20 protein-coding genes are annotated in these 16,306 nt (G+C 63.4%); 10 read left to right on the top strand and 10 right to left on the bottom strand.

Going from position 1 to position 16,306, the window contains the following annotated elements; genetic code table 11:
- Positions 1-65: 65 nt before the first annotated feature.
- Positions 66-545: a DUF1465 family protein gene (locus ACYU81_RS11145; protein WP_449471512.1), complete on the bottom strand. Its 480-nt coding sequence runs from the start codon at positions 543-545 to the stop codon at positions 66-68.
- Between the two features lie 112 nt (positions 546-657).
- Positions 658-837, bottom strand: coding sequence for a YdcH family protein (locus tag ACYU81_RS11140; RefSeq protein ID WP_449471510.1), 180 nt, complete (start codon positions 835-837; stop codon positions 658-660).
- Between the two features lie 189 nt (positions 838-1,026).
- On the opposite strand from ACYU81_RS11140, the gene ACYU81_RS11135 reads away from it, so the two are divergent.
- Entirely contained in the window at positions 1,027-1,182 is a 156-nt protein-coding gene (locus ACYU81_RS11135; RefSeq protein ID WP_196225701.1) for a YdcH family protein, read from the top strand.
- Positions 1,183-1,318: 136 nt separating this feature from the next.
- On the opposite strand, the gene ACYU81_RS11130 is transcribed toward ACYU81_RS11135, so the two are convergent.
- From ACYU81_RS11130 to ACYU81_RS11115, 4 genes are all read right to left on the bottom strand, one after another.
- Complete coding sequence (locus ACYU81_RS11130; RefSeq protein WP_449471509.1) at positions 1,319-1,681, bottom strand: PilZ domain-containing protein; 363 nt, start codon at positions 1,679-1,681, stop codon at positions 1,319-1,321.
- Between the two features lie 68 nt (positions 1,682-1,749).
- On the bottom strand, positions 1,750-2,214 hold the full coding sequence (gene dksA, locus ACYU81_RS11125; RefSeq protein ID WP_449471508.1) for an RNA polymerase-binding protein DksA: 465 nt from the start codon (positions 2,212-2,214) through the stop codon (positions 1,750-1,752).
- Between the two features lie 566 nt (positions 2,215-2,780).
- Positions 2,781-3,413, bottom strand: coding sequence for a hypothetical protein (locus tag ACYU81_RS11120; RefSeq protein ID WP_460987670.1), 633 nt, complete (start codon positions 3,411-3,413; stop codon positions 2,781-2,783).
- Positions 3,414-3,567: 154 nt separating this feature from the next.
- The gene (locus tag ACYU81_RS11115) at positions 3,568-4,005 is read right to left on the bottom strand and encodes a host attachment family protein (protein ID WP_460987669.1); all 438 of its coding nucleotides are present in this window, start codon (positions 4,003-4,005) and stop codon (positions 3,568-3,570) included.
- A gap of 90 nt (positions 4,006-4,095) precedes the next feature.
- Between ACYU81_RS11115 and serS the strand changes: the two genes are divergently transcribed.
- The 3 genes from serS to rimO all read left to right on the top strand — a co-directional run bounded on the left by serS (position 4,096) and on the right by rimO (position 8,053).
- Positions 4,096-5,412 carry a serine--tRNA ligase gene (gene serS, locus ACYU81_RS11110; RefSeq protein WP_460987668.1) on the top strand — a complete coding sequence of 439 codons (1,317 nt, stop codon included), beginning with the start codon at positions 4,096-4,098 and terminating at the stop codon, positions 5,410-5,412.
- A gap of 161 nt (positions 5,413-5,573) precedes the next feature.
- Entirely contained in the window at positions 5,574-6,623 is a 1,050-nt protein-coding gene (locus ACYU81_RS11105) for a potassium channel family protein (RefSeq protein WP_460987667.1), read from the top strand.
- A gap of 47 nt (positions 6,624-6,670) precedes the next feature.
- The gene (rimO, locus tag ACYU81_RS11100; RefSeq protein WP_460987666.1) at positions 6,671-8,053 is read left to right on the top strand and encodes a 30S ribosomal protein S12 methylthiotransferase RimO; all 1,383 of its coding nucleotides are present in this window, start codon (positions 6,671-6,673) and stop codon (positions 8,051-8,053) included.
- A 172-nt stretch (positions 8,054-8,225) separates the two neighbouring features.
- On the opposite strand, the gene ACYU81_RS11095 is transcribed toward rimO, so the two are convergent.
- Together ACYU81_RS11095 and ACYU81_RS11090 are read right to left on the bottom strand one after the other, a co-directional pair.
- The gene (locus tag ACYU81_RS11095; RefSeq protein WP_460988175.1) at positions 8,226-9,074 is read right to left on the bottom strand and encodes a DUF4163 domain-containing protein; all 849 of its coding nucleotides are present in this window, start codon (positions 9,072-9,074) and stop codon (positions 8,226-8,228) included.
- A complete protein-coding gene (locus tag ACYU81_RS11090) occupies positions 9,074-9,277 on the bottom strand; it encodes a hypothetical protein (RefSeq protein ID WP_460987665.1) in 204 nt (67 codons plus the stop codon). Before ACYU81_RS11090 ends, ACYU81_RS11095 begins: the two co-directional genes overlap by 1 nt.
- Before the next feature lie 141 nt (positions 9,278-9,418).
- Here ACYU81_RS11090 and ACYU81_RS11085 point away from each other — a divergent pair, with 141 nt between their 5' ends.
- From ACYU81_RS11085 to argC, 4 genes are read left to right on the top strand one after another with little or no spacing between them, the layout of a single operon-like run.
- Complete coding sequence (locus ACYU81_RS11085; protein WP_460987664.1) at positions 9,419-10,822, top strand: leucyl aminopeptidase family protein; 1,404 nt, start codon at positions 9,419-9,421, stop codon at positions 10,820-10,822.
- 54 nt (positions 10,823-10,876) lie between these two features.
- Complete coding sequence (locus ACYU81_RS11080) at positions 10,877-11,284, top strand: MarR family winged helix-turn-helix transcriptional regulator (RefSeq protein ID WP_196225691.1); 408 nt, start codon at positions 10,877-10,879, stop codon at positions 11,282-11,284.
- Entirely contained in the window at positions 11,244-12,152 is a 909-nt protein-coding gene (locus ACYU81_RS11075) for a C40 family peptidase (protein WP_460987663.1), read from the top strand. Before ACYU81_RS11080 ends, ACYU81_RS11075 begins: the two co-directional genes overlap by 41 nt.
- Positions 12,149-13,093, top strand: coding sequence for an N-acetyl-gamma-glutamyl-phosphate reductase (argC, locus tag ACYU81_RS11070; RefSeq protein ID WP_460987662.1), 945 nt, complete (start codon positions 12,149-12,151; stop codon positions 13,091-13,093). Before ACYU81_RS11075 ends, argC begins: the two co-directional genes overlap by 4 nt.
- 173 nt (positions 13,094-13,266) lie before the next feature.
- On the opposite strand, the gene ACYU81_RS11065 is transcribed toward argC, so the two are convergent.
- Complete coding sequence (locus tag ACYU81_RS11065; RefSeq protein WP_196225688.1) at positions 13,267-13,476, bottom strand: hypothetical protein; 210 nt, start codon at positions 13,474-13,476, stop codon at positions 13,267-13,269.
- A gap of 241 nt (positions 13,477-13,717) precedes the next feature.
- Here ACYU81_RS11065 and ACYU81_RS11060 point away from each other — a divergent pair, with 241 nt between their 5' ends.
- The gene (locus tag ACYU81_RS11060) at positions 13,718-13,888 is read left to right on the top strand and encodes a hypothetical protein (RefSeq protein ID WP_449471494.1); all 171 of its coding nucleotides are present in this window, start codon (positions 13,718-13,720) and stop codon (positions 13,886-13,888) included.
- A 44-nt stretch (positions 13,889-13,932) separates the two neighbouring features.
- Positions 13,933-15,261 carry a PQQ-dependent sugar dehydrogenase gene (locus ACYU81_RS11055; RefSeq protein ID WP_460987661.1) on the top strand — a complete coding sequence of 443 codons (1,329 nt, stop codon included), beginning with the start codon at positions 13,933-13,935 and terminating at the stop codon, positions 15,259-15,261.
- 217 nt (positions 15,262-15,478) lie between these two features.
- Here ACYU81_RS11055 and ACYU81_RS11050 read toward each other — a convergent pair whose 3' ends face one another.
- Positions 15,479-16,297 (bottom strand): ATP-binding protein, encoded by an 819-nt coding sequence (locus ACYU81_RS11050; RefSeq protein ID WP_460987660.1) that lies wholly within the window; start codon positions 16,295-16,297, stop codon positions 15,479-15,481.
- Positions 16,298-16,306: the final 9 nt, after the last annotated feature.

The raw sequence follows: 16,306 nt of genomic DNA, 5'->3' as shown, positions 1-16,306 counted from the left end.
AAACGCCAGCCCGTACGATGATCCTCCGCAGGAAGAGGCGACGAAACGCCTTTCGCAAGCCGACGTCAGAAGGCGGTGTTCAGGCGATCCATCAAGGCGCGAGCGGGGCTGCTGTCCACACGGCCGTGCGGACGAGCCATATGATCCATCCTGTCTTGCAGCCGTGCGACGCGCCCGTACAGTTCCTGACTGGCCTCGATCAAAGCGCGGGCCGCGAAGGGGAAGGCTGCGGCAATATCCGGGTCAGTTTCCGTCGCGCGACCCAGCCGGTATTTCTCGTCCATAAGATCGGCATCTGATAACTCGCCCCGCTGCCACGCCCGCTGGCTCAATAGCCAGGCGATGATGTGCATGAGCCGGGTCGTCACCTTGAGGGATTCGCAGGCGAACGAGACGCGCCGGAGGGGATCTTCGATCTCAGCTTCCGTCATATCGCGGCGGTCGAAATAGGCGCGCGCCTCATCGGCCATAACCATGGCTTCAAGATAGAGGCCATCGACAAGACGTCGATGCAAGCCACGGTCCAAAGTGACAGCAGGAGACATAGGCCGAATCACTGACATAAAAGCGGCTGCTTGTCAGTCCCGATGCAGGCATCGGAGGGCAGATTGTACCATTCAGGGCCGTTGTTAACCAACAATCGCCACGCACGGGCGGTCAGGCGATGATGTCCGGCACCAACGCATCCTCCAAAAGCGCGATCTCGTCGCGGAGTCGGAGCTTGCGTTTCTTGAGGCGGGCGATCTGCATCTGGTCGCGCCCTCCCGCGTCCACGAGCGCCTCGATGGCGCCGTCAAGATCACGATGTTCGATTCGCAGCAGTTCCAGCCGTCGCATGATGTCTTCCCGGCTCACCCACTACCCACTTTCTCGGCCATGTTGCGGACAGGCTCCTGATAACTCCCCGGACACTATCGGACCATCGCAAATTTGCACGCGCCCCATCGCAAAGCGCCGATTCCGGAAAGACAGGCGGGGCGAATCATGATCTACTCGTTCGTCCATCACCCTCATCAGGAGAATGTCATGGAAAACAGCCACGTTTCAGCTCTTTCAGCCAAACATGCCGGGCTTGAGGCACGGATCAAGGCAGAGACGAGTCGGCCCATGCCCGACGCGATCCTGGTTGCCTCGCTCAAGAAGCAGAAGTTGCGCGTAAAAGAGGAAATGTCGCGAAATTGATCCGGCATTGAGATTGAGGGCACGGGGCCGCGGGGAAACGCGGCTCCGCCCTTACTTCCCGGAGGATCGGGATTGGCGCGGCGCTGGGAGGCGGCGCGTTTTTCGTGAAGGAAATGGCGAGAAGAACGCGTTTTGGTCAGCGGCCTATCTGGTGGAGGCGCAGATAGGAGGGGGCGCGGTGAGCGGCTCCGGAGGCTATGGGTTTGCGGGCGAGCTGGGGATCGATCTCATGATCGAATGCAATACCGATCTTGCCATCCTTGGCCCAGACGACCCGGCCGCTGACCCGCCCGACTCCGCGCAGTTCAAGGACGATCGCGGCATCGGCAGGCACCGGCCGTTCGCAGTCGGCCATGAGGCCGGTAGCCGACAGGTTGCGCACGCGGGCACGGCCGAGGGGCGTGCCTTCAATGCAAGTCAGGTTGGTAAGCAGGAACAGGCTGTCCCGCGGGCCTGACCGAGCAGGTCCCCGTTCCGCCATTTCCTGATCGCTATCCATGCCCAATCCCTTGCAATGACCCGTTTATTTGGCGGGACATTGCCAGCGACCAGTGGATAAAGCGTTAATCAATCGTCTCGCGATACCTTTTCCTGCCGCTCATGACGCTCCTGCGCCTCGACAGTCATGGTCGCGATCGGGCGGGCTTCGAGGCGGCCGAGCGAAATAGGTTCGCCCGTCACTTCGCAATAGCCATATTCGCCATCGTCGATGCGGCGGAGCGCGGCGTCGATCTTGGAAATGAGCTTGCGCTGGCGGTCGCGGGTGCGCAGTTCGATCGACCAGTCCGTCTCGCTCGACGCGCGGTCGTTGAGATCGGGTTCGCGCAAGGGTTCATTTTGCAGCACGGCCAACGTGCCTTCCGCCTCCGTCAGGATCTGCTTTTTCCAGTCCCAGAGCCGCTGGCGGAAATATTCAAGCTGGAGGGGATTCATGAACTCTTCGTCGGGCGAAGGACGATAGTCGGGGGGAAGTGTAACAGCCGATTTCGGCGGATTATGGCCGTCTTTATCGGAATTCAGGACCGATGCCATCTGGCTCTCCGACTCGAGGGCTCCGGTTCAAAAGGTCCGGTAGCCCGTGACTTATGATTGACGGCGCCTAATAACGAGCAGCGCGGGGCGACACAAGCGCGCATTCAAGAGAGCGAGCCGGGCGGCGAGAATTTGCAACGGCTGACAGTGCCACGTCCCGACGATTTGCGCGCGCGATCGACGGCATCGACCACAAAGAATAACTCAAGCCCCGCCGTTAACTCCCTTTGTATCAAAACGAGACGTTAACCATGAAGATTGGCGCTGTTCTATATCCGTCACCAACTTATAGCCTATATTCAAGGTTAATGGCGTTGAAGTTTAGCGGTTATCTTGTCTTGTTACAGGGCAGGAAACAGCTTCCGGGTCTCAGAAGGCAACTGACGCGGCCAGAAGCTTGAAGACGAACAAGAGTGGATAGCTATGTCGGTACGGATGGCACTGGCCAAATTATGCGCCTGCACATGCGGTGGCGCGATCATCGGCGGAGGCGCCGTCCATGTCGCCGAGACCGCCCGGCCGGCAGGGGTCCACAGCAACAAGAGCGTGAAGGCCGCCCCCAAGCGCTATGCCGTTCGCCCGGTCAAGCGCAAGGTGGTGAAGACGGTATCCTGCGCGCCGCAGACCGTGTCGGTGACGACGCATGCGGCGCCCATCCCCCTGCCCGCGCCGCTGGCTGCCGCTGAAATGCCGATCATGTCGGGCGGTGGCGGCGTTCCTGTGGTGATGGCGGGCGGCGGCGGCTTTGGCGGCGGCGGGTTCATCGGCGGCTTCTTCGGCGGCAGCGGTGGTGGCAGCAGCGGCGGCTCGGTGGTCATCTCATCGACCAGCAGCTCAACCGGGGGCATCAGCAGCTCGACCAGCTCCACGACGGGCGGCGTTTCGACTTCGACCGGCGGGGTATCGACCTCCACGGGCGGCGTGTCCACGTCCAGCGGGAATGTATCGACGTCGAGCGGCAACGTGACGAGCAGCTCGTCATCATCGACGTCCAGCTCAACCTCCTCTTCCACATCGTCCAGCACGTCCTCGTCCAGTTCGACGTCATCGAGCACTTCCTCGTCGACGTCGTCGAGCAGCTCGGGCGGTTCCACCAGCAGTGGCGGCCATGATGTGCCCGCGCCGCCGATGGTCCTGCTGTTCGGCGCGGGAGCGGTGGCGCTGATGGCGCGGCGGCGTTTTGCGGAGCGCAAGGCCAAGGTGGCTTGAAGGCTTTAGGGCTGGGATTTGGCCCGGCCTGAATGATGGCGCATCAGGTGGCCCGATAGACCGACGGGCCGATGCAGCCTTTCACGCGGGGGCGTGAGAAGGGGCGGCTCGTGGGGGAGCCGCCCCTTTTTGCGGTCGATCGCGTCAGGCCTGCGCGATGATCTTCTCTATCTCCGGCACGGGGTGATTGGCGAGATCCTTGGCAATCTCGCCCACCAGGCGGCTTTGCACTTCCTTGTGATAATGTTTGCGCATGTGGCCGAGAGCGGTCGGCGGGGCGACGACGATCAGCTTTTCAAAGTCGTTGGCGAGGGCGCGCCGCCTGAGCAGGTCGGCTGCCTCCACGGCGAAGCGCGCCTCTTCCTGTTCATGATAATCGGTGTTGCCCATGGTGGCCTGCGCGCCCATTATATAGGGCGCACGGCCCGATAGGTCGGTGGATTGATCCCGATCGGCGGGATTTTCCTGCACCTTCACCGTTTCTGCTTCCAGATTGGGCGCCATGCGGTCGCCCTTGTTTCGGAAGAACAGCATCTTGCGACCGTCGGCAACCAGCACCATCGCGTCATGATCGATCCACATTCCCGGCTCCTTTCCTGTGACTTGCAGTCCCTAACGGACAGGGGCGCATAGGGTTGCGCGGCTGGTCGCGGAACGGCATAGGGCGGACCCATGCATGATATCCGTTTTATCCGCGAAAATCCCGCAGCTTTCGACGCTGGCCTTGCCCGCAGGGGCTTTGCGTCCTCGAGCGCGGACATATTGGCGCTGGATGAGCGAAGCCGGGCGATCAAGACGGAGTTGCAGCAGGGTCAGGCCCGCCGCAATGAAGCGAGCAAGGCGATCGGCGCGGCCATGGCGGCCAAGGACATGGAAAAGGCCGAGACGCTGAAGGCCGAAGTCGCGGCGCTCAAGGAAAGCATGCCCGCGCGGGAGGAGGAAGACCGGGAGGTGAGCGAGAAGCTGCACGTCCTGCTGTCGGCCATTCCCAACCTGCCCGCCGCCGATGTGCCCGAGGGTGCCGACGAAGCGGACAATGTCGAGGTGAGCCGGTGGGGCGAGCCCCGCGAATTTGGCTTCGCGCCGCAGGATCATGCCGATTTCGGCCCGGCGCTGGGGCTGGATTTTGAGGGCGGCGCGGCTTTGTCGGGCGCGCGCTTTACGGCACTGCGTGGGCAGATGGCGCGGCTGCACCGGGCACTGGCGCAGTTCATGCTGAATCGCCAGTCGGGCGAAAATGGCTATGAGGAAGTGAACCCACCGCTGCTGGTGCGGGACGAGGCGCTGTTCGGGACCGGGCAATTGCCGAAATTCGCCGAAGACCTGTTCCGAACCACGGACGGGCGCTGGCTGATCCCCACCGCCGAAGTCTCCCTCACCAATCTGGTGCGCGAGCAGATTGTCGACGTGGCGAGCCTGCCGATGCGGTTGACGGCGCTGACTCCGTGCTTCCGGTCGGAAGCGGGATCGGCGGGGCGCGACACGCGCGGCTTCATTCGCCAGCATCAGTTCGAGAAAGTGGAGCTGATCGCGATCTGCAAGCCGGAAGAATCGGAGGCCGAGCATGAGCGCATGTGCGCGGCGGCCGAGGGCGTGTTGCAGGCGCTGGGGCTGCCCTATCGCAAGGTGCTGCTGTGTACCGGCGACATGGGCTTTGCGGCGGCGAAGACATTCGACCTGGAAGTGTGGTTGCCGAGCCAGCAGACCTATCGCGAGATCAGCTCCATTTCCAACTGCGGCGATTTCCAGGCGCGGCGGATGAATGCGCGGTTCAAGCGGGCTGCGAGCCATCATGGTCAAGGCTTTCAAGGGCAGGGCCATATTGGGTCTAAGACTGAATTTCTGCATACGCTGAACGGGTCGGGGCTGGCCGTGGGACGGACGCTGGTCGCGGTGCTGGAAAATTACCAGCAGGAGGATGGCAGCGTGATCGTGCCTGAGGCGTTGGCGCCTTATATGGGTGGGGTGACGCGGTTGGAGCCTCGGTGATTGTCGAGCGCTAGCCTTGTATCTCGTCACCCCAGCGAACGCTGGGGTCTCGGGCGAGGTTGTGCGACATCTCCTGAGATCCCAGCGTTGGCGGACGCCGCCCTACGGGTCGCTGGGATGACGGTGATGGGTTGGGATTTGGAGGGCTAAACGCGCACCCCATGAGGATCAATCCTGCCCGCCTTCCCCTGGCGCAAACCGGATTTCTGCGGCGGCGATCGTCCATGCCGATTTGGGCCGATCTGGTCTGGCGGGTGGGGCTGGTTTTTGGGCTGATCGCGCTGGTGCTGCTGATTCACTGGGTCGGGCGCGATGGGCTGAAGGACAATCTGGACGACCAGATCAGTTTCGTCGACGTGCTGTATTTCACGACCGTCACGGTAACGACGGTCGGCTATGGCGATATTGTGCCGGTCAGCCCGGAAGCGCGGCTGTTCGAGGCGCTGCTGGTGACGCCGATCCGGCTGTTCGTATGGCTGATCTTTCTGGGGACGGCCTATAATCTGTTTTTCCGCAACATCTTCTACAGGTGGCGCATGGCACGCATTCAGGCCGATCTGCACAATCATATCATCGTGACCGGCTTTGGCACCAGCGGGGGCGAGGCTGTGCGGGAGCTGCTGGCGCGGGGTGTCGACCCGCGCGAGATCGTGGTGGTCGATCCGCAGGACAAGCCGCTGGTGGCGGCGGAGGATCTGGGCTGCAACGTGATGTGCGGCGATTCGACGCGGGACAAGACGCTGAAGGATGTCGCGATCAGCCGCGCGCGAGCGATGATCGTGTCGGCGGGGCGGGACGATACGTCGATTTTGATAACGCTGACGGCGCGGCATCTGGCCCCTCGCCTGCCGATCAGCATTGTTGTGCGCAATGAGGATAATGAGTTGCCCGCGCGGCAGGCGGGGGCGACGACGGTGATCAATCCGGTGAGCTTCGCCGGGCTGCTGCTGGCGGGGAGCACGAGCGGGCGGCATATCGCCGATTATATGGCGGACCTTGCCGCTTCGGGCGGGCGAGTGAAGCTGCATGAGCGGCGGGCGCTGGCTGAAGAGATTGGCGGGCCTTTGTCGGCGATCGGGACGGGACTTGGCGTACGCATCTATCGGGGCGAGCGGGTCATCGGCTTTTGGGAAGAAGGCGCGCAGAAGCTAGAGCCGGGCGACCTTATCATCGAGATTGTTCAGGGGGATGGCGAGGGCGAGACGCGCTAATCCGGCCGTTCTTTCGCGCGGGCGTGACATTTGGCGCGAAAATCCCTATGTGCGCGCCGATCATGGCAACCAAAATTCCTGAAGCGCCGAAGGTCGGCATGGTGTCGCTCGGCTGTCCCAAGAACCTGGTCGACAGCGAACGCATCCTGACCAAGCTGCGCTCCGACGGCTATCTGATGTCCGCCGACTATGCTGGCGCGGACGTGGTGCTGGTGAATACCTGCGGCTTCCTCGATTCGGCGAAGGAGGAATCGCTGGAGGCGATCGGCGAGGCGATCGCGGAAAATGGCCGGGTCATCGTTACGGGCTGCATGGGCGACGAGGCGGACGTGATCCGCGCCAAGTTTCCGCAGGTGCTGGCCGTTACGGGTGCGCATCAATATGAGCAGGTGGTGAATGCGGTGCATGATGCTTCGCCGCCGGTGCCCAATGCGTTCGTTGACCTGGTGCCTGAGGGTGGCCTCAAGCTGACGCCGCGGCATTATAGCTATTTGAAGATTTCGGAAGGGTGCAACCATCGCTGCTCCTTCTGCATCATTCCGTCGATCCGGGGCGATCTGGTGTCGCGCAGGATCGACGCGGTGCTGCGCGAGGCGGAAAAGCTCGTCCATGCCGGGACGAAGGAGCTGCTGGTGATCAGCCAGGATACGTCGGCCTATGGCGTCGATACCCGGCATGAACCGCGCGCCTGGAAGGGCCGCGAGGTGCGGGCGCATATGACTGACCTTGCGCGTGAGCTGGGGCAGTTGCGGACCAGCGAGGGCGTGGCGCCCTGGGTGCGGCTGCACTATGTCTATCCCTATCCGCATGTCGATCATGTCATTCCGCTGATGGCGGAGGGGCTGCTGACGCCCTATCTCGACATTCCTTTCCAGCATGCTTCGCCCACTGTGCTGAAGGCGATGAAGCGGCCCGCCAATGAAGCGAAGGTGCTGGACCGCATCCGCAAGTGGCGGAGCATCTGCCCGGACATCGCGATCCGCTCGAGCTTTGTGGTGGGCTTCCCCGGCGAGACGGAGGCGGACTTCCAATATCTGCTGGATTGGCTGGACGAGGCGCAGCTCGATCGCGTGGGGGCGTTCCGGTTCGAGCCGGTCGAGGGCGCGGCGGCGAATGAGCTGCCGGACGCAGTGCCGGAAGAGGTCAAGGAAGAACGCTACCAGCGGATCATGGAGAAGACCGCCGCGATCAGCGCTGCCAAGTTGCAGGCGAAAGTCGGGCGCGTGCTGCCGGTGATCATCGATGAGGTGGGCGAACCCGACGAGGACGGATCGGTCGGCGCCACGGCGCGGAGTCAGGCTGATGCGCCGGAGATCGACGGGAATGTGTTCCTGCGTGACGTGGGCGAAGGGCGGAAGGCTGGCGACATCCTCGACGTGGTGATCGAGGATGCCGACGAGCATGATCTTTATGGCGCGCCGGTGGCGTAATGTGAATCAGCCCAGGAAGCATTACGCGTGGAAGAGAATGCTCTAATCTAAATCTCCTGACCCGTTCGGGCTGAGCCTGTCGAAGCCCTTCCCTTCTTGAGGAAGTAGAACCCTTCGACAAGCTCAGGGCGAACGAAGGAGGGTTTGTATTCTATGCACTACCTATGGCCGGTCAGCCTCCCGCAAACGCGTCCTGATATTCGGTCTTGATCGTTTTCAGCATGGCGGCATCGACGGGCAACGGGACTTCATAGGTTCCTTCGGAATAGGGACCCGCGCTGTACGGGCCGATGACGACGACGATCCGGTCGATCAGCTTGCCGCCGCGTGAGGTGGGGATGAGGACTTCCTTCATCGGGTCGATGCATTGGGTGAAGGGATCGTCGCCGCGCATGATCGGCCCGCCCCGCTTTTTCGCGCGGGCCTTGTCCAGACCATCGCAGAAGGAATCGTGGATCGCGGCGGCGAAGGCGGCGGGGGAGGTCATGAGCGCCTGGACGCTGGTTTCGCGCTTGCGCGGCTTGTCCCAGAGCAGCACGTCATAGCCGGTCATGCCATGCGCGCCGCCGGTGTAGGTGTAGCGGCTCGAGCGAAGCGACAGGAAGCGCGGCGTGTCGGCGGCGACGGTCCAGCGGGTTTCGAGACTGTGGGCGTGGAAGGGGAAGCCGGACTGCTGCGCCGATTTACGGTCGTCCGCCGCCATCTTGAGCGCGTCGGCCTTTCCGCTTTCCATGTCCTTGCGCAATTTTTCGGCGATCTGCGGCACGGCGGAGGCTTGCGCAGGCCAAGCGTAGAGGAATTCCAGCAGGTCGGTCTTTTCAGCCTGTTGGAAAGGCTGGGACGGCGGCTTTGGCTGTTCCGCGCCCGCCATCCGGTTGACGAAATTGGCCGTGGCGACATCATTGCCGGTGTCAGCGACATTATCCGTCGCCTGATCACCAGCCGAGGGAGAACAGGCACAGAGAAAGAGGGCCAGTCCTGCGACCGGCCCTGCCTTCATTCGCATCGGTAAGCGCTGCATCAGTGCGGCTTGGCCGCCAGACAACGCTCGCTGATCGCCTTGCGGGCATAGCTGCTCTGAAGAACGGCGGCGGCGTTGGGCCAGCCTTCCGCGATCAGGGCTTGTTCAACCTGATGCGCGCCATCGAACCGCCCGGTTTCGGCGAGTTGATAGGCACGCGCGCGGAGCGCCTGCTGCCGCGCATTGTCGCCATGCATTACCATGTCTCTCTCCTTGCCAGTTTGCGTTGACATCAATCTAGACCCTTTGCCGGTCAGGGGCAAATGCGGGATGGCCGGGTCGAGGGGGCGACATCGCAAAAATGGGGCTTTCCAACCCCATCATCCTTGTCCAGAATCCTGCCCATGACCGATTATTCCGACCTGCTGAAAGCAGACAACAATCAGCCCGCTCATATGATCCAGATCGTCGACGCGGAAAGCTTCGAAAACTGGCTTTCCGCGCAGCCGCAGCGCGTCCGGACGATCGTCGCGGCGCAGAAGTTCGCGGGCAAGGGATATGAGCATGCGATCATTCCGGGAGATGATCCTTCGGACTGGTCGGTGGTCGCGGGGGTCGCGAACAAAGCGAAGTTCAGCAGCTGGTGCCTCGCCAAGCTGGGCGAAACATTGCCCGAGGGTCAATATCGGCTGGCGGAGGGGACGGCCGGGCCAGCCATGCTCGGCTGGCTGACGGCGCAATATCGGTTCGACCGCTATCGCCGCGATGAAAATAGCGCAGGGCCGCGCGTGCTGCTGACCAGCGAGGTTGCGCAAATCGACCCGGCGGTCAGGCTGGCGGAGGCGGTGGCGCTAGTGCGCGACCTCGTCAACATTCCCGCTGGCGACATGGGGCCTCAACAGTTGGAGGAGGAAGCGGCGAAGGTCGCCGAAGCCTTTGGCGCGCGCTTCACGGTGACGAAGGGCGACCCGCTGGAGCAGGGTTTCCCGATGATCCATGCCGTGGGCCGGGCAGCGGGCAAGGACTTTGCCCCGCGCCTGATCGAATTGCGGTGGGGCGATGCCAAGCATCCGCGCGTCGCCATCATCGGCAAGGGCATTTGTTTCGACAGCGGCGGGCTGGACATCAAGCCATCGTCGGCCATGCGCCTGATGAAGAAGGATATGGGCGGCGCGGCCCATGCGATCGCACTAGCGCGGTTGATCATGGGCGCGCGCCTGCCGGTGCAGTTGCATGTGCTGATCCCGGCGGCGGAAAATGCGGTGGGGGGCAATGCCTTCCGCCCCGGCGACATATTGCGCAGCCGCAAGGGGCTGACGGTGGAGATTGGCAATACCGATGCGGAAGGGCGGCTGGTGCTGGCCGATGCCTTGGCGCTGGCGGGCGAGGATGAGCCCGAACTCGTCATCGACTATGCGACGTTGACCGGCGCGGCGCGAGTGGCGGTCGGCCCCGACCTCCCTGCCCTCTTCACCAATGATGACGCATTGGCAGCTCAGATGGACTTAGCGGGCAGCGAAGTGGACGACCCGAGTTGGCGCCTGCCATTATGGGATGGCTATGCCGACATGCTGAAGTCGGACATCGCCGATATCAATAACGCGGGCGAAGGCGGCTTTGCCGGCGCGATCACCGCCGCGCTGTTTCTGAAACGGTTCGTGCCGGACAAGGCGAAGTGGCTGCATCTCGACACCTTCGCCTGGCGGCCGTCGCCAAAGCCGGGGCGGCCGAAGGGTGGTGAGGCATTGGGCCTCCGCGCCGTTTTCCGCATGCTGGAACAACGTTATGAAAAATCAGGGCAGAAATGACCTTTGGTACGGGGCCGTTACGCAACCGGATCGTGCATCGTGCGTTACGGGGGCATGGATGCCGCTTCTGCACAGGAACAGACTACTGAGCTGAACCGCCCAGGTCTGAAACAACTTGCCCAATGGATGCGCACGCTGGTCGATTATGTGCGATCTGGCAGGCCCGACCTTACCAACCGGCAAATGGCGTTGATGATGACCGTTTACATCAGCGCGGGGCCGCATACGGTGCGGGGACTCGCCGAGGCGCTGCATGTGTCAAAGCCGGTTATTACCCGCGCGCTGAACAAGCTTTCGGCGCTCGGATATCTTCGCCGGGAGCGGGATGCGGCCGATCGGCGTAATATTTTCATCACCAGGACCCCCAAAGGGGCGGAATTCCTTGACGCGTTTCACCATTTCATCGCAGGAACCGGCCGCGATGAACGCCACGACTTCAACTCCGCGGAACGCACCGCCTGAACGTATCCGGTTCAAACTAGACGGCCGCTCCGTCAAGCTGGACAGCCGCATCCATGCCGCGCGCGGCGACCTGGCTGACCTGTCGCTGGCAGGCGTGCTGTTTTCCGCGCATTATGCCCGCTCGATTGAACTGACCTGCGTTGCGGCGGGCACGCCGCTGCTGTCCTCGCCCGCCGTCACATCTACGGCCGTCAGCGAATTGCTGCGCGGCGAAAGCTTCCATGCGCTGGACATGACCACGGATTGGGCCTGGGGCTTTTGCGGGCATGACGGCTATGTCGGCTATGTGCGGCGCGAGGCGCTGGACACGCATGAAGAGACGAACCACCGGATTTTTGCTGGCACCGCGCCACTATTCAGCGCGGCCGACATCAGGTCGCCCATTCGCGATTACTGGCCGGGCGGCGCGCTGTTCACCGGACAGGCGGCGGACGGATTCGTCGCTTGTGCCGAAGGATATGTCCATGAGCGGCATGCCGTCAGCGCCGATGTGCTGGAAAGCGATTGGGTCGCCGTGGCGCTGCGCTACCTTGGCCAGCCCTATGTGTGGGGCGGACGGGGCCATCGCGGTATCGACTGTTCGGGACTTGTGCAGGTCGCGCTGGGTCAGTGCGGGATCAAGGCGCCGCGCGATACGGATTTGCAGCGGGAAGGCATTGGCAACCCCTTGCCCTCCGACGAGCCGTTGAAGCGCGGCGACTTCGTCTTTTTTCCCGGCCATGTCGGCATCATGACGGACAGCGAAAATCTGCTGCATGCCAATGCGCATTGGATGGCCGTGGTTGTTGAACCATTGGCGGATGTGGTCGCCCGGCTGACGGCGGACCATGCGGAACCGATAATTTCGCGGCGGAGGATCGGCGCGTGACCCACAAGATTTTCATCGACGGCGGCGTCGGCACCACCGGGCTTGAGATTGTCGAGCGGTTGGCCGGAAGGCCCGAGCTGTCCTTCATCACGCTGGACGAGGACAAGCGGAAGGATGCGGCGGCGCGGCGGGAGGCGTTGAACGCCGCCGATATCGTCATCCTGTGCCTGCCCGACGATGCCGCGCGGGAAGCGGTGGCGTTGATCGACAATGACCGGACGCGCGTGATCGATGCGTCGACCGCGCATCGGGTTGCGGACGGTTGGACCTATGGCTTTGCCGAGCTGGAACCGGGGCACCGGGAAAAGCTGGCGAACGCGCGGTTCGTGTCCAATCCGGGGTGCTGGCCGACCGGCTTCCTGGCGCTGGTGCGGCCATTGGTGCTGGGCGGGTTGCTGCCTGCCGACTGGCCGGTGACGGTGTCGGGTGCGTCGGGCTATTCCGGCGGCGGCAAGGCGATGATCGCCGAGTTTGAGGGCGAAGGCGGCGCGCCGAGCGCTTTCCGGCCCTATGGGCTCAGCATGACGCACAAGCATATCCCGGAGATGCTGCGCTATTCGGGGCTGTCGCATCCGCCGATCTTTGCGCCTGCGGTGGCCAATGCCTATCGCGGCATGATCGTCGAAGTGCCGTTGCAGTTGCGCGCGATGGCGGATGCGCCCAAGGTTGCGGACATTCATGCGGCGCTGGCTGATGCCTATGCGGGATCGCCGATCGTGAGCGTTGCTTCGCTGGAGGACAGCGCGGCGATGGGTCAGGTCGCGATCGAGCATGTCGGCGCGACGGATCGGCTGGCGCTGTTCGTGTTCGGCAATGAGGATGCGGGTCAGGTGCGGCTGGTGGCGGCGCTCGACAATCTGGGCAAGGGCGCGGCCGGGGCCGCAGTGCAGAACCTCAACATATTGGCCGGGTTGCCCGAGACGGCGGGGCTGCGGCTTTAGGGCGCGCTCGCTGATGGTTTAAGCGCATCGTCTTGCACCCAAGCATCCGCATCTAGGCTCCTTTTCCGTCACCCCGGGCTTGACCCGGGGGACCCGCTGCCTGGGCGGTTTCAGATAAGAAGCGGGACCCCGGATCAAGTCCGGGGTGACGATCATTCTAGGATGATCAGGCTCTAATGAACCGTGCCGAGTGGCGCGTCGTAGGTAAGCAGCACGATCAGCCGCTCGATCTGACGCCAGTGGCAGAAATGGATATAGTTGCCGAGGTCGCGGCTGCGGTCGGCGCGCGCGGCGGCTTCATAGCCCGCATTGTCACCGAAGGCCGCCATCAGCTCCGCCGCGTCGTCATAGCTTTTGCGGTCGGAAAGATATGGCAACTGCATGTGAACCCCCGAAAATTTCTCGCCGCGATGGAAACCAAGGGTTCAATTGCCGTGCCAGTTTCCCGCTTCCACGGGTAGCGGCGGCTTTCGAGGGTGAATGGCGCGTTAGGCAAGTCCCGTTGCGGTACAGTCGTCCTGCAACGGGACTGGGCTGTCTCCCGACGGGACTGCGCCGTCCCGCGACGGGGCGATCCGCAAAGGCTCTGGCCTTGGCGGGCGGGCCGTGGCAAGGGCGGTGCCGATGACCAATGGCAAGAAGAATCCGACCGGCGCGGGCGCCATCATCGCGCTGCTAATCCTGGGCGGCGCGATCATCGGCGGCATGATGGGGCAGCCGAGCGCGGGCCTGCTGACCGGCGCGGCGCTGGGGGGCATAATCGCGCTGCTGCTGTGGTTGCGCGAACGGGGCTGACGGGGCGCCTTGCCGCGCGAGAATTCGCAGCATAGACAGGCGACATGAAGAAGCATCTGATCGCCATCACCCTTATCCTCCTGCTGATCGCCGGGGGCGTCATTTTCTATCTGGCGCAAGGGAATACGGCGCAGTTGGCGGCGGGTGAGGATGTGGGGAAAGAGCCGGTTTTCACTGCGCCCCGTAGCGAGCTGATCCCTACCATCAACGTGGCCGAAGTGAAGGTCTGGACGGCGGGCGAGAAGCCGGTGGCGGCGAAGGGCCTTGCCGTCGCGCGCTTTGCCGAGGGGCTGGCACATCCGCGATCGATGCTGGTTCTGCCCAATGGCGACATATTGGTGGCTGAGACGAACAGCCCGCCCCGCCCCTCCGGTGGGATCGTCGATCGGGTGATGACCTATTTGATGGACAAGGCTGGCGCGGGGGTGCCTTCGGCCAATCGCATCACCTTGCTGCGCGATGCGGATGGCGACGGGCGCGCGGAGGTGAAGACGGCATTCCTGACCGGGCTTAACTCGCCCTATGGCATGGCGCTGATCGATGGCACGCTCTACGTCGCCAATACCGACGCGCTGATGGCTTTCCCCTATAAGGAGGGCGAGACGCGGATCACCGCCAAGGGGCGCAAGATCCTGAACCTGCCCGCGAACGCGCCCAACATGCACTGGACCAAGAGCCTGGTGGCTGGCCCCACGGGGCTGCTCTATGTGGGTGTCGGGTCGAACAGCAATATCGCCGAAGACGGCCTGGATGGGGAGGCGAACCGCGCGGCGGTGCTGGAGGTCAATCCCAGGACCGGCGATTATCGCATTTACGCTTCGGGGCTGCGCAATCCGGTGGGGCTGGCTTTCGAGCCCAATAGCGGCGCGCTGTGGGGCGTGGTGAATGAGCGCGACATGCTGGGCAGCGATCTGGTGCCTGATTATCTGACGCGGGTGGAGTTTGGCGGCTTCTATGGCTGGCCGTGGAACTATTGGGGCGGTTATGAGGACCGCCGCGTGCAGCCGCAACGGCCCGAAGTGCGCGAATATACCAAGCGGCCGGACTATGCGCTGGGCAATCATGTCGCGCCGCTGGGGCTGGCCTTTGCGGACAAGGTGAAGATTGGCGGGGCGTTTACGAACGGCGCCTTTGTCGGACTGCATGGCAGCTGGAACCGCAAGCCTGCCGCCGGTTACAAGGTGGTGTTCGTGCCCTTCGAGGCGAATGGCGAGGTGGGCAGGGCCAAGCCTGTCGATGTGCTGACCGGCTTTCTGGATGCCGATGGCCATGCGCGGGGGCGGCCTGTGGATGTCGCGGGCGACGCAAAGGGCGCGCTGCTGGTCAGCGACGATGTCGGCGGCGTGATCTGGCGGGTGACTGGCGCGAAGTGATTGAGAGCGTGATCGCATTACGCGGGCGCATCCGCATCAAGGCTCCTTTTCCGTCACCCCGGGCTTGACCCGGGGTCCCGCTGGCTGGGCGGCGTAAGATAAAAAGCGGGACCCCGGATCAAGTCCGGGGTGACGACAACTCTAACATGATCATGCTCATGAGCGATTTCCAAGCGCTCGGAACCGAGTGCTGGTCGAAATCGCGGCAAACAAAGGATCAGAGCGAACGGCCGTTGCGGCCCGCCAGTTCAACCACATATTGCCAGGCGACGCGGCCTGAACGGCTGCCGCGCTGGGTTGCCCACTGGATGGCCTCTAGCGGGTCGAAGCTGAGGCCGAGGCTGTCCGCATAGCCGGTGACGATGTCGACATAGGCCTGCTGGTCGATGGCGTGGAAGCCGAGGCTGAGGCCGAAGCGGTCGGACAGCGCCATCTTGTCATCGATCACGTCGCGCGGATTGACCGGGTCATCCTGCTCCGACAGATGGCGCGGGACGATGTGGCGGCGGTTAGAGGTGACATAGAGGCGGACGTTGGCGGGTCGGGCCGCCGTGCCGCCCTGAAGCAATGAGCGCAGCGCGCGCGCGTCACCGACGCCGTTTTCGTCGAAACCGAGATCGTCGAGGAAAAGGATGAAGGGGCGCTGCGTGGTGCGCAGGAGGGAGAAGAGACGCGGCAAGCTGTTCAGTTCATCGATCGCGCATTGGAGCAAGGCGATGTCAGCGCCCTCCCGTTGGAGCCGGTCGATGACGGCGGCGACGACCGCGGACTTGCCCGTTCCCCGCGCGCCCCAGAGCAGCGCGTCATGTGCGGCGTGGCCAGCGGCATGGCGGCGGGTGTTTTCGAGCAACGTCGCCTTTTGCGCGTCGATGCCGGTCAGAAGGTCGTAATCTACAGGGATAAAGGCATCCACCGCCTGAATCGCGGTGCCGTCCCAGACATAGGCGGGCGCGGCGGCGAGGTCGGCGGAAATGGCCGGTGGCGGCGCGATCCGTTCCAGCGCTTGCGCGATGCGGCTGAGAGTTTCCTTGTTCATGCGCCGGGC

This window comes from Sphingobium sp. TomTYG75 (assembly GCF_054771635.1).
Note: the sequence above shows the minus strand (reverse complement) of the source record. Positions and strands in the feature narration are given on the sequence as shown.

What these genes read in the sequence shown, in the direction of transcription:
- ACYU81_RS11145 (WP_449471512.1), bottom strand. Translation starts at nt 545, where the DNA reads ATGTCTCCTGCTGTCACTTTGGACCGTGGCTTGCATCGACGTCTTGTC.
- ACYU81_RS11140 (WP_449471510.1), bottom strand. Translation starts at nt 837, where the DNA reads ATGCGACGGCTGGAACTGCTGCGAATCGAACATCGTGATCTTGACGGC.
- ACYU81_RS11135 (WP_196225701.1), top strand. Translation starts at nt 1,027, where the DNA reads ATGGAAAACAGCCACGTTTCAGCTCTTTCAGCCAAACATGCCGGGCTT.
- ACYU81_RS11130 (WP_449471509.1), bottom strand. Translation starts at nt 1,681, where the DNA reads ATGGATAGCGATCAGGAAATGGCGGAACGGGGACCTGCTCGGTCAGGC.
- dksA (WP_449471508.1), bottom strand. Translation starts at nt 2,214, where the DNA reads ATGGCATCGGTCCTGAATTCCGATAAAGACGGCCATAATCCGCCGAAA.
- ACYU81_RS11115 (WP_460987669.1), bottom strand. Translation starts at nt 4,005, where the DNA reads ATGTGGATCGATCATGACGCGATGGTGCTGGTTGCCGACGGTCGCAAG.
- serS (WP_460987668.1), top strand. Translation starts at nt 4,096, where the DNA reads ATGCATGATATCCGTTTTATCCGCGAAAATCCCGCAGCTTTCGACGCT.
- ACYU81_RS11105 (WP_460987667.1), top strand. Translation starts at nt 5,574, where the DNA reads ATGAGGATCAATCCTGCCCGCCTTCCCCTGGCGCAAACCGGATTTCTG.
- rimO (WP_460987666.1), top strand. Translation starts at nt 6,671, where the DNA reads ATGTGCGCGCCGATCATGGCAACCAAAATTCCTGAAGCGCCGAAGGTC.
- ACYU81_RS11095 (WP_460988175.1), bottom strand. Translation starts at nt 9,074, where the DNA reads ATGCAGCGCTTACCGATGCGAATGAAGGCAGGGCCGGTCGCAGGACTG.
- ACYU81_RS11090 (WP_460987665.1), bottom strand. Translation starts at nt 9,277, where the DNA reads ATGGTAATGCATGGCGACAATGCGCGGCAGCAGGCGCTCCGCGCGCGT.
- ACYU81_RS11085 (WP_460987664.1), top strand. Translation starts at nt 9,419, where the DNA reads ATGACCGATTATTCCGACCTGCTGAAAGCAGACAACAATCAGCCCGCT.
- ACYU81_RS11080 (WP_196225691.1), top strand. Translation starts at nt 10,877, where the DNA reads ATGGATGCCGCTTCTGCACAGGAACAGACTACTGAGCTGAACCGCCCA.
- ACYU81_RS11075 (WP_460987663.1), top strand. Translation starts at nt 11,244, where the DNA reads ATGAACGCCACGACTTCAACTCCGCGGAACGCACCGCCTGAACGTATC.
- ACYU81_RS11065 (WP_196225688.1), bottom strand. Translation starts at nt 13,476, where the DNA reads ATGCAGTTGCCATATCTTTCCGACCGCAAAAGCTATGACGACGCGGCG.
- ACYU81_RS11060 (WP_449471494.1), top strand. Translation starts at nt 13,718, where the DNA reads ATGACCAATGGCAAGAAGAATCCGACCGGCGCGGGCGCCATCATCGCG.
- ACYU81_RS11055 (WP_460987661.1), top strand. Translation starts at nt 13,933, where the DNA reads ATGAAGAAGCATCTGATCGCCATCACCCTTATCCTCCTGCTGATCGCC.
- ACYU81_RS11050 (WP_460987660.1), bottom strand. Translation starts at nt 16,297, where the DNA reads ATGAACAAGGAAACTCTCAGCCGCATCGCGCAAGCGCTGGAACGGATC.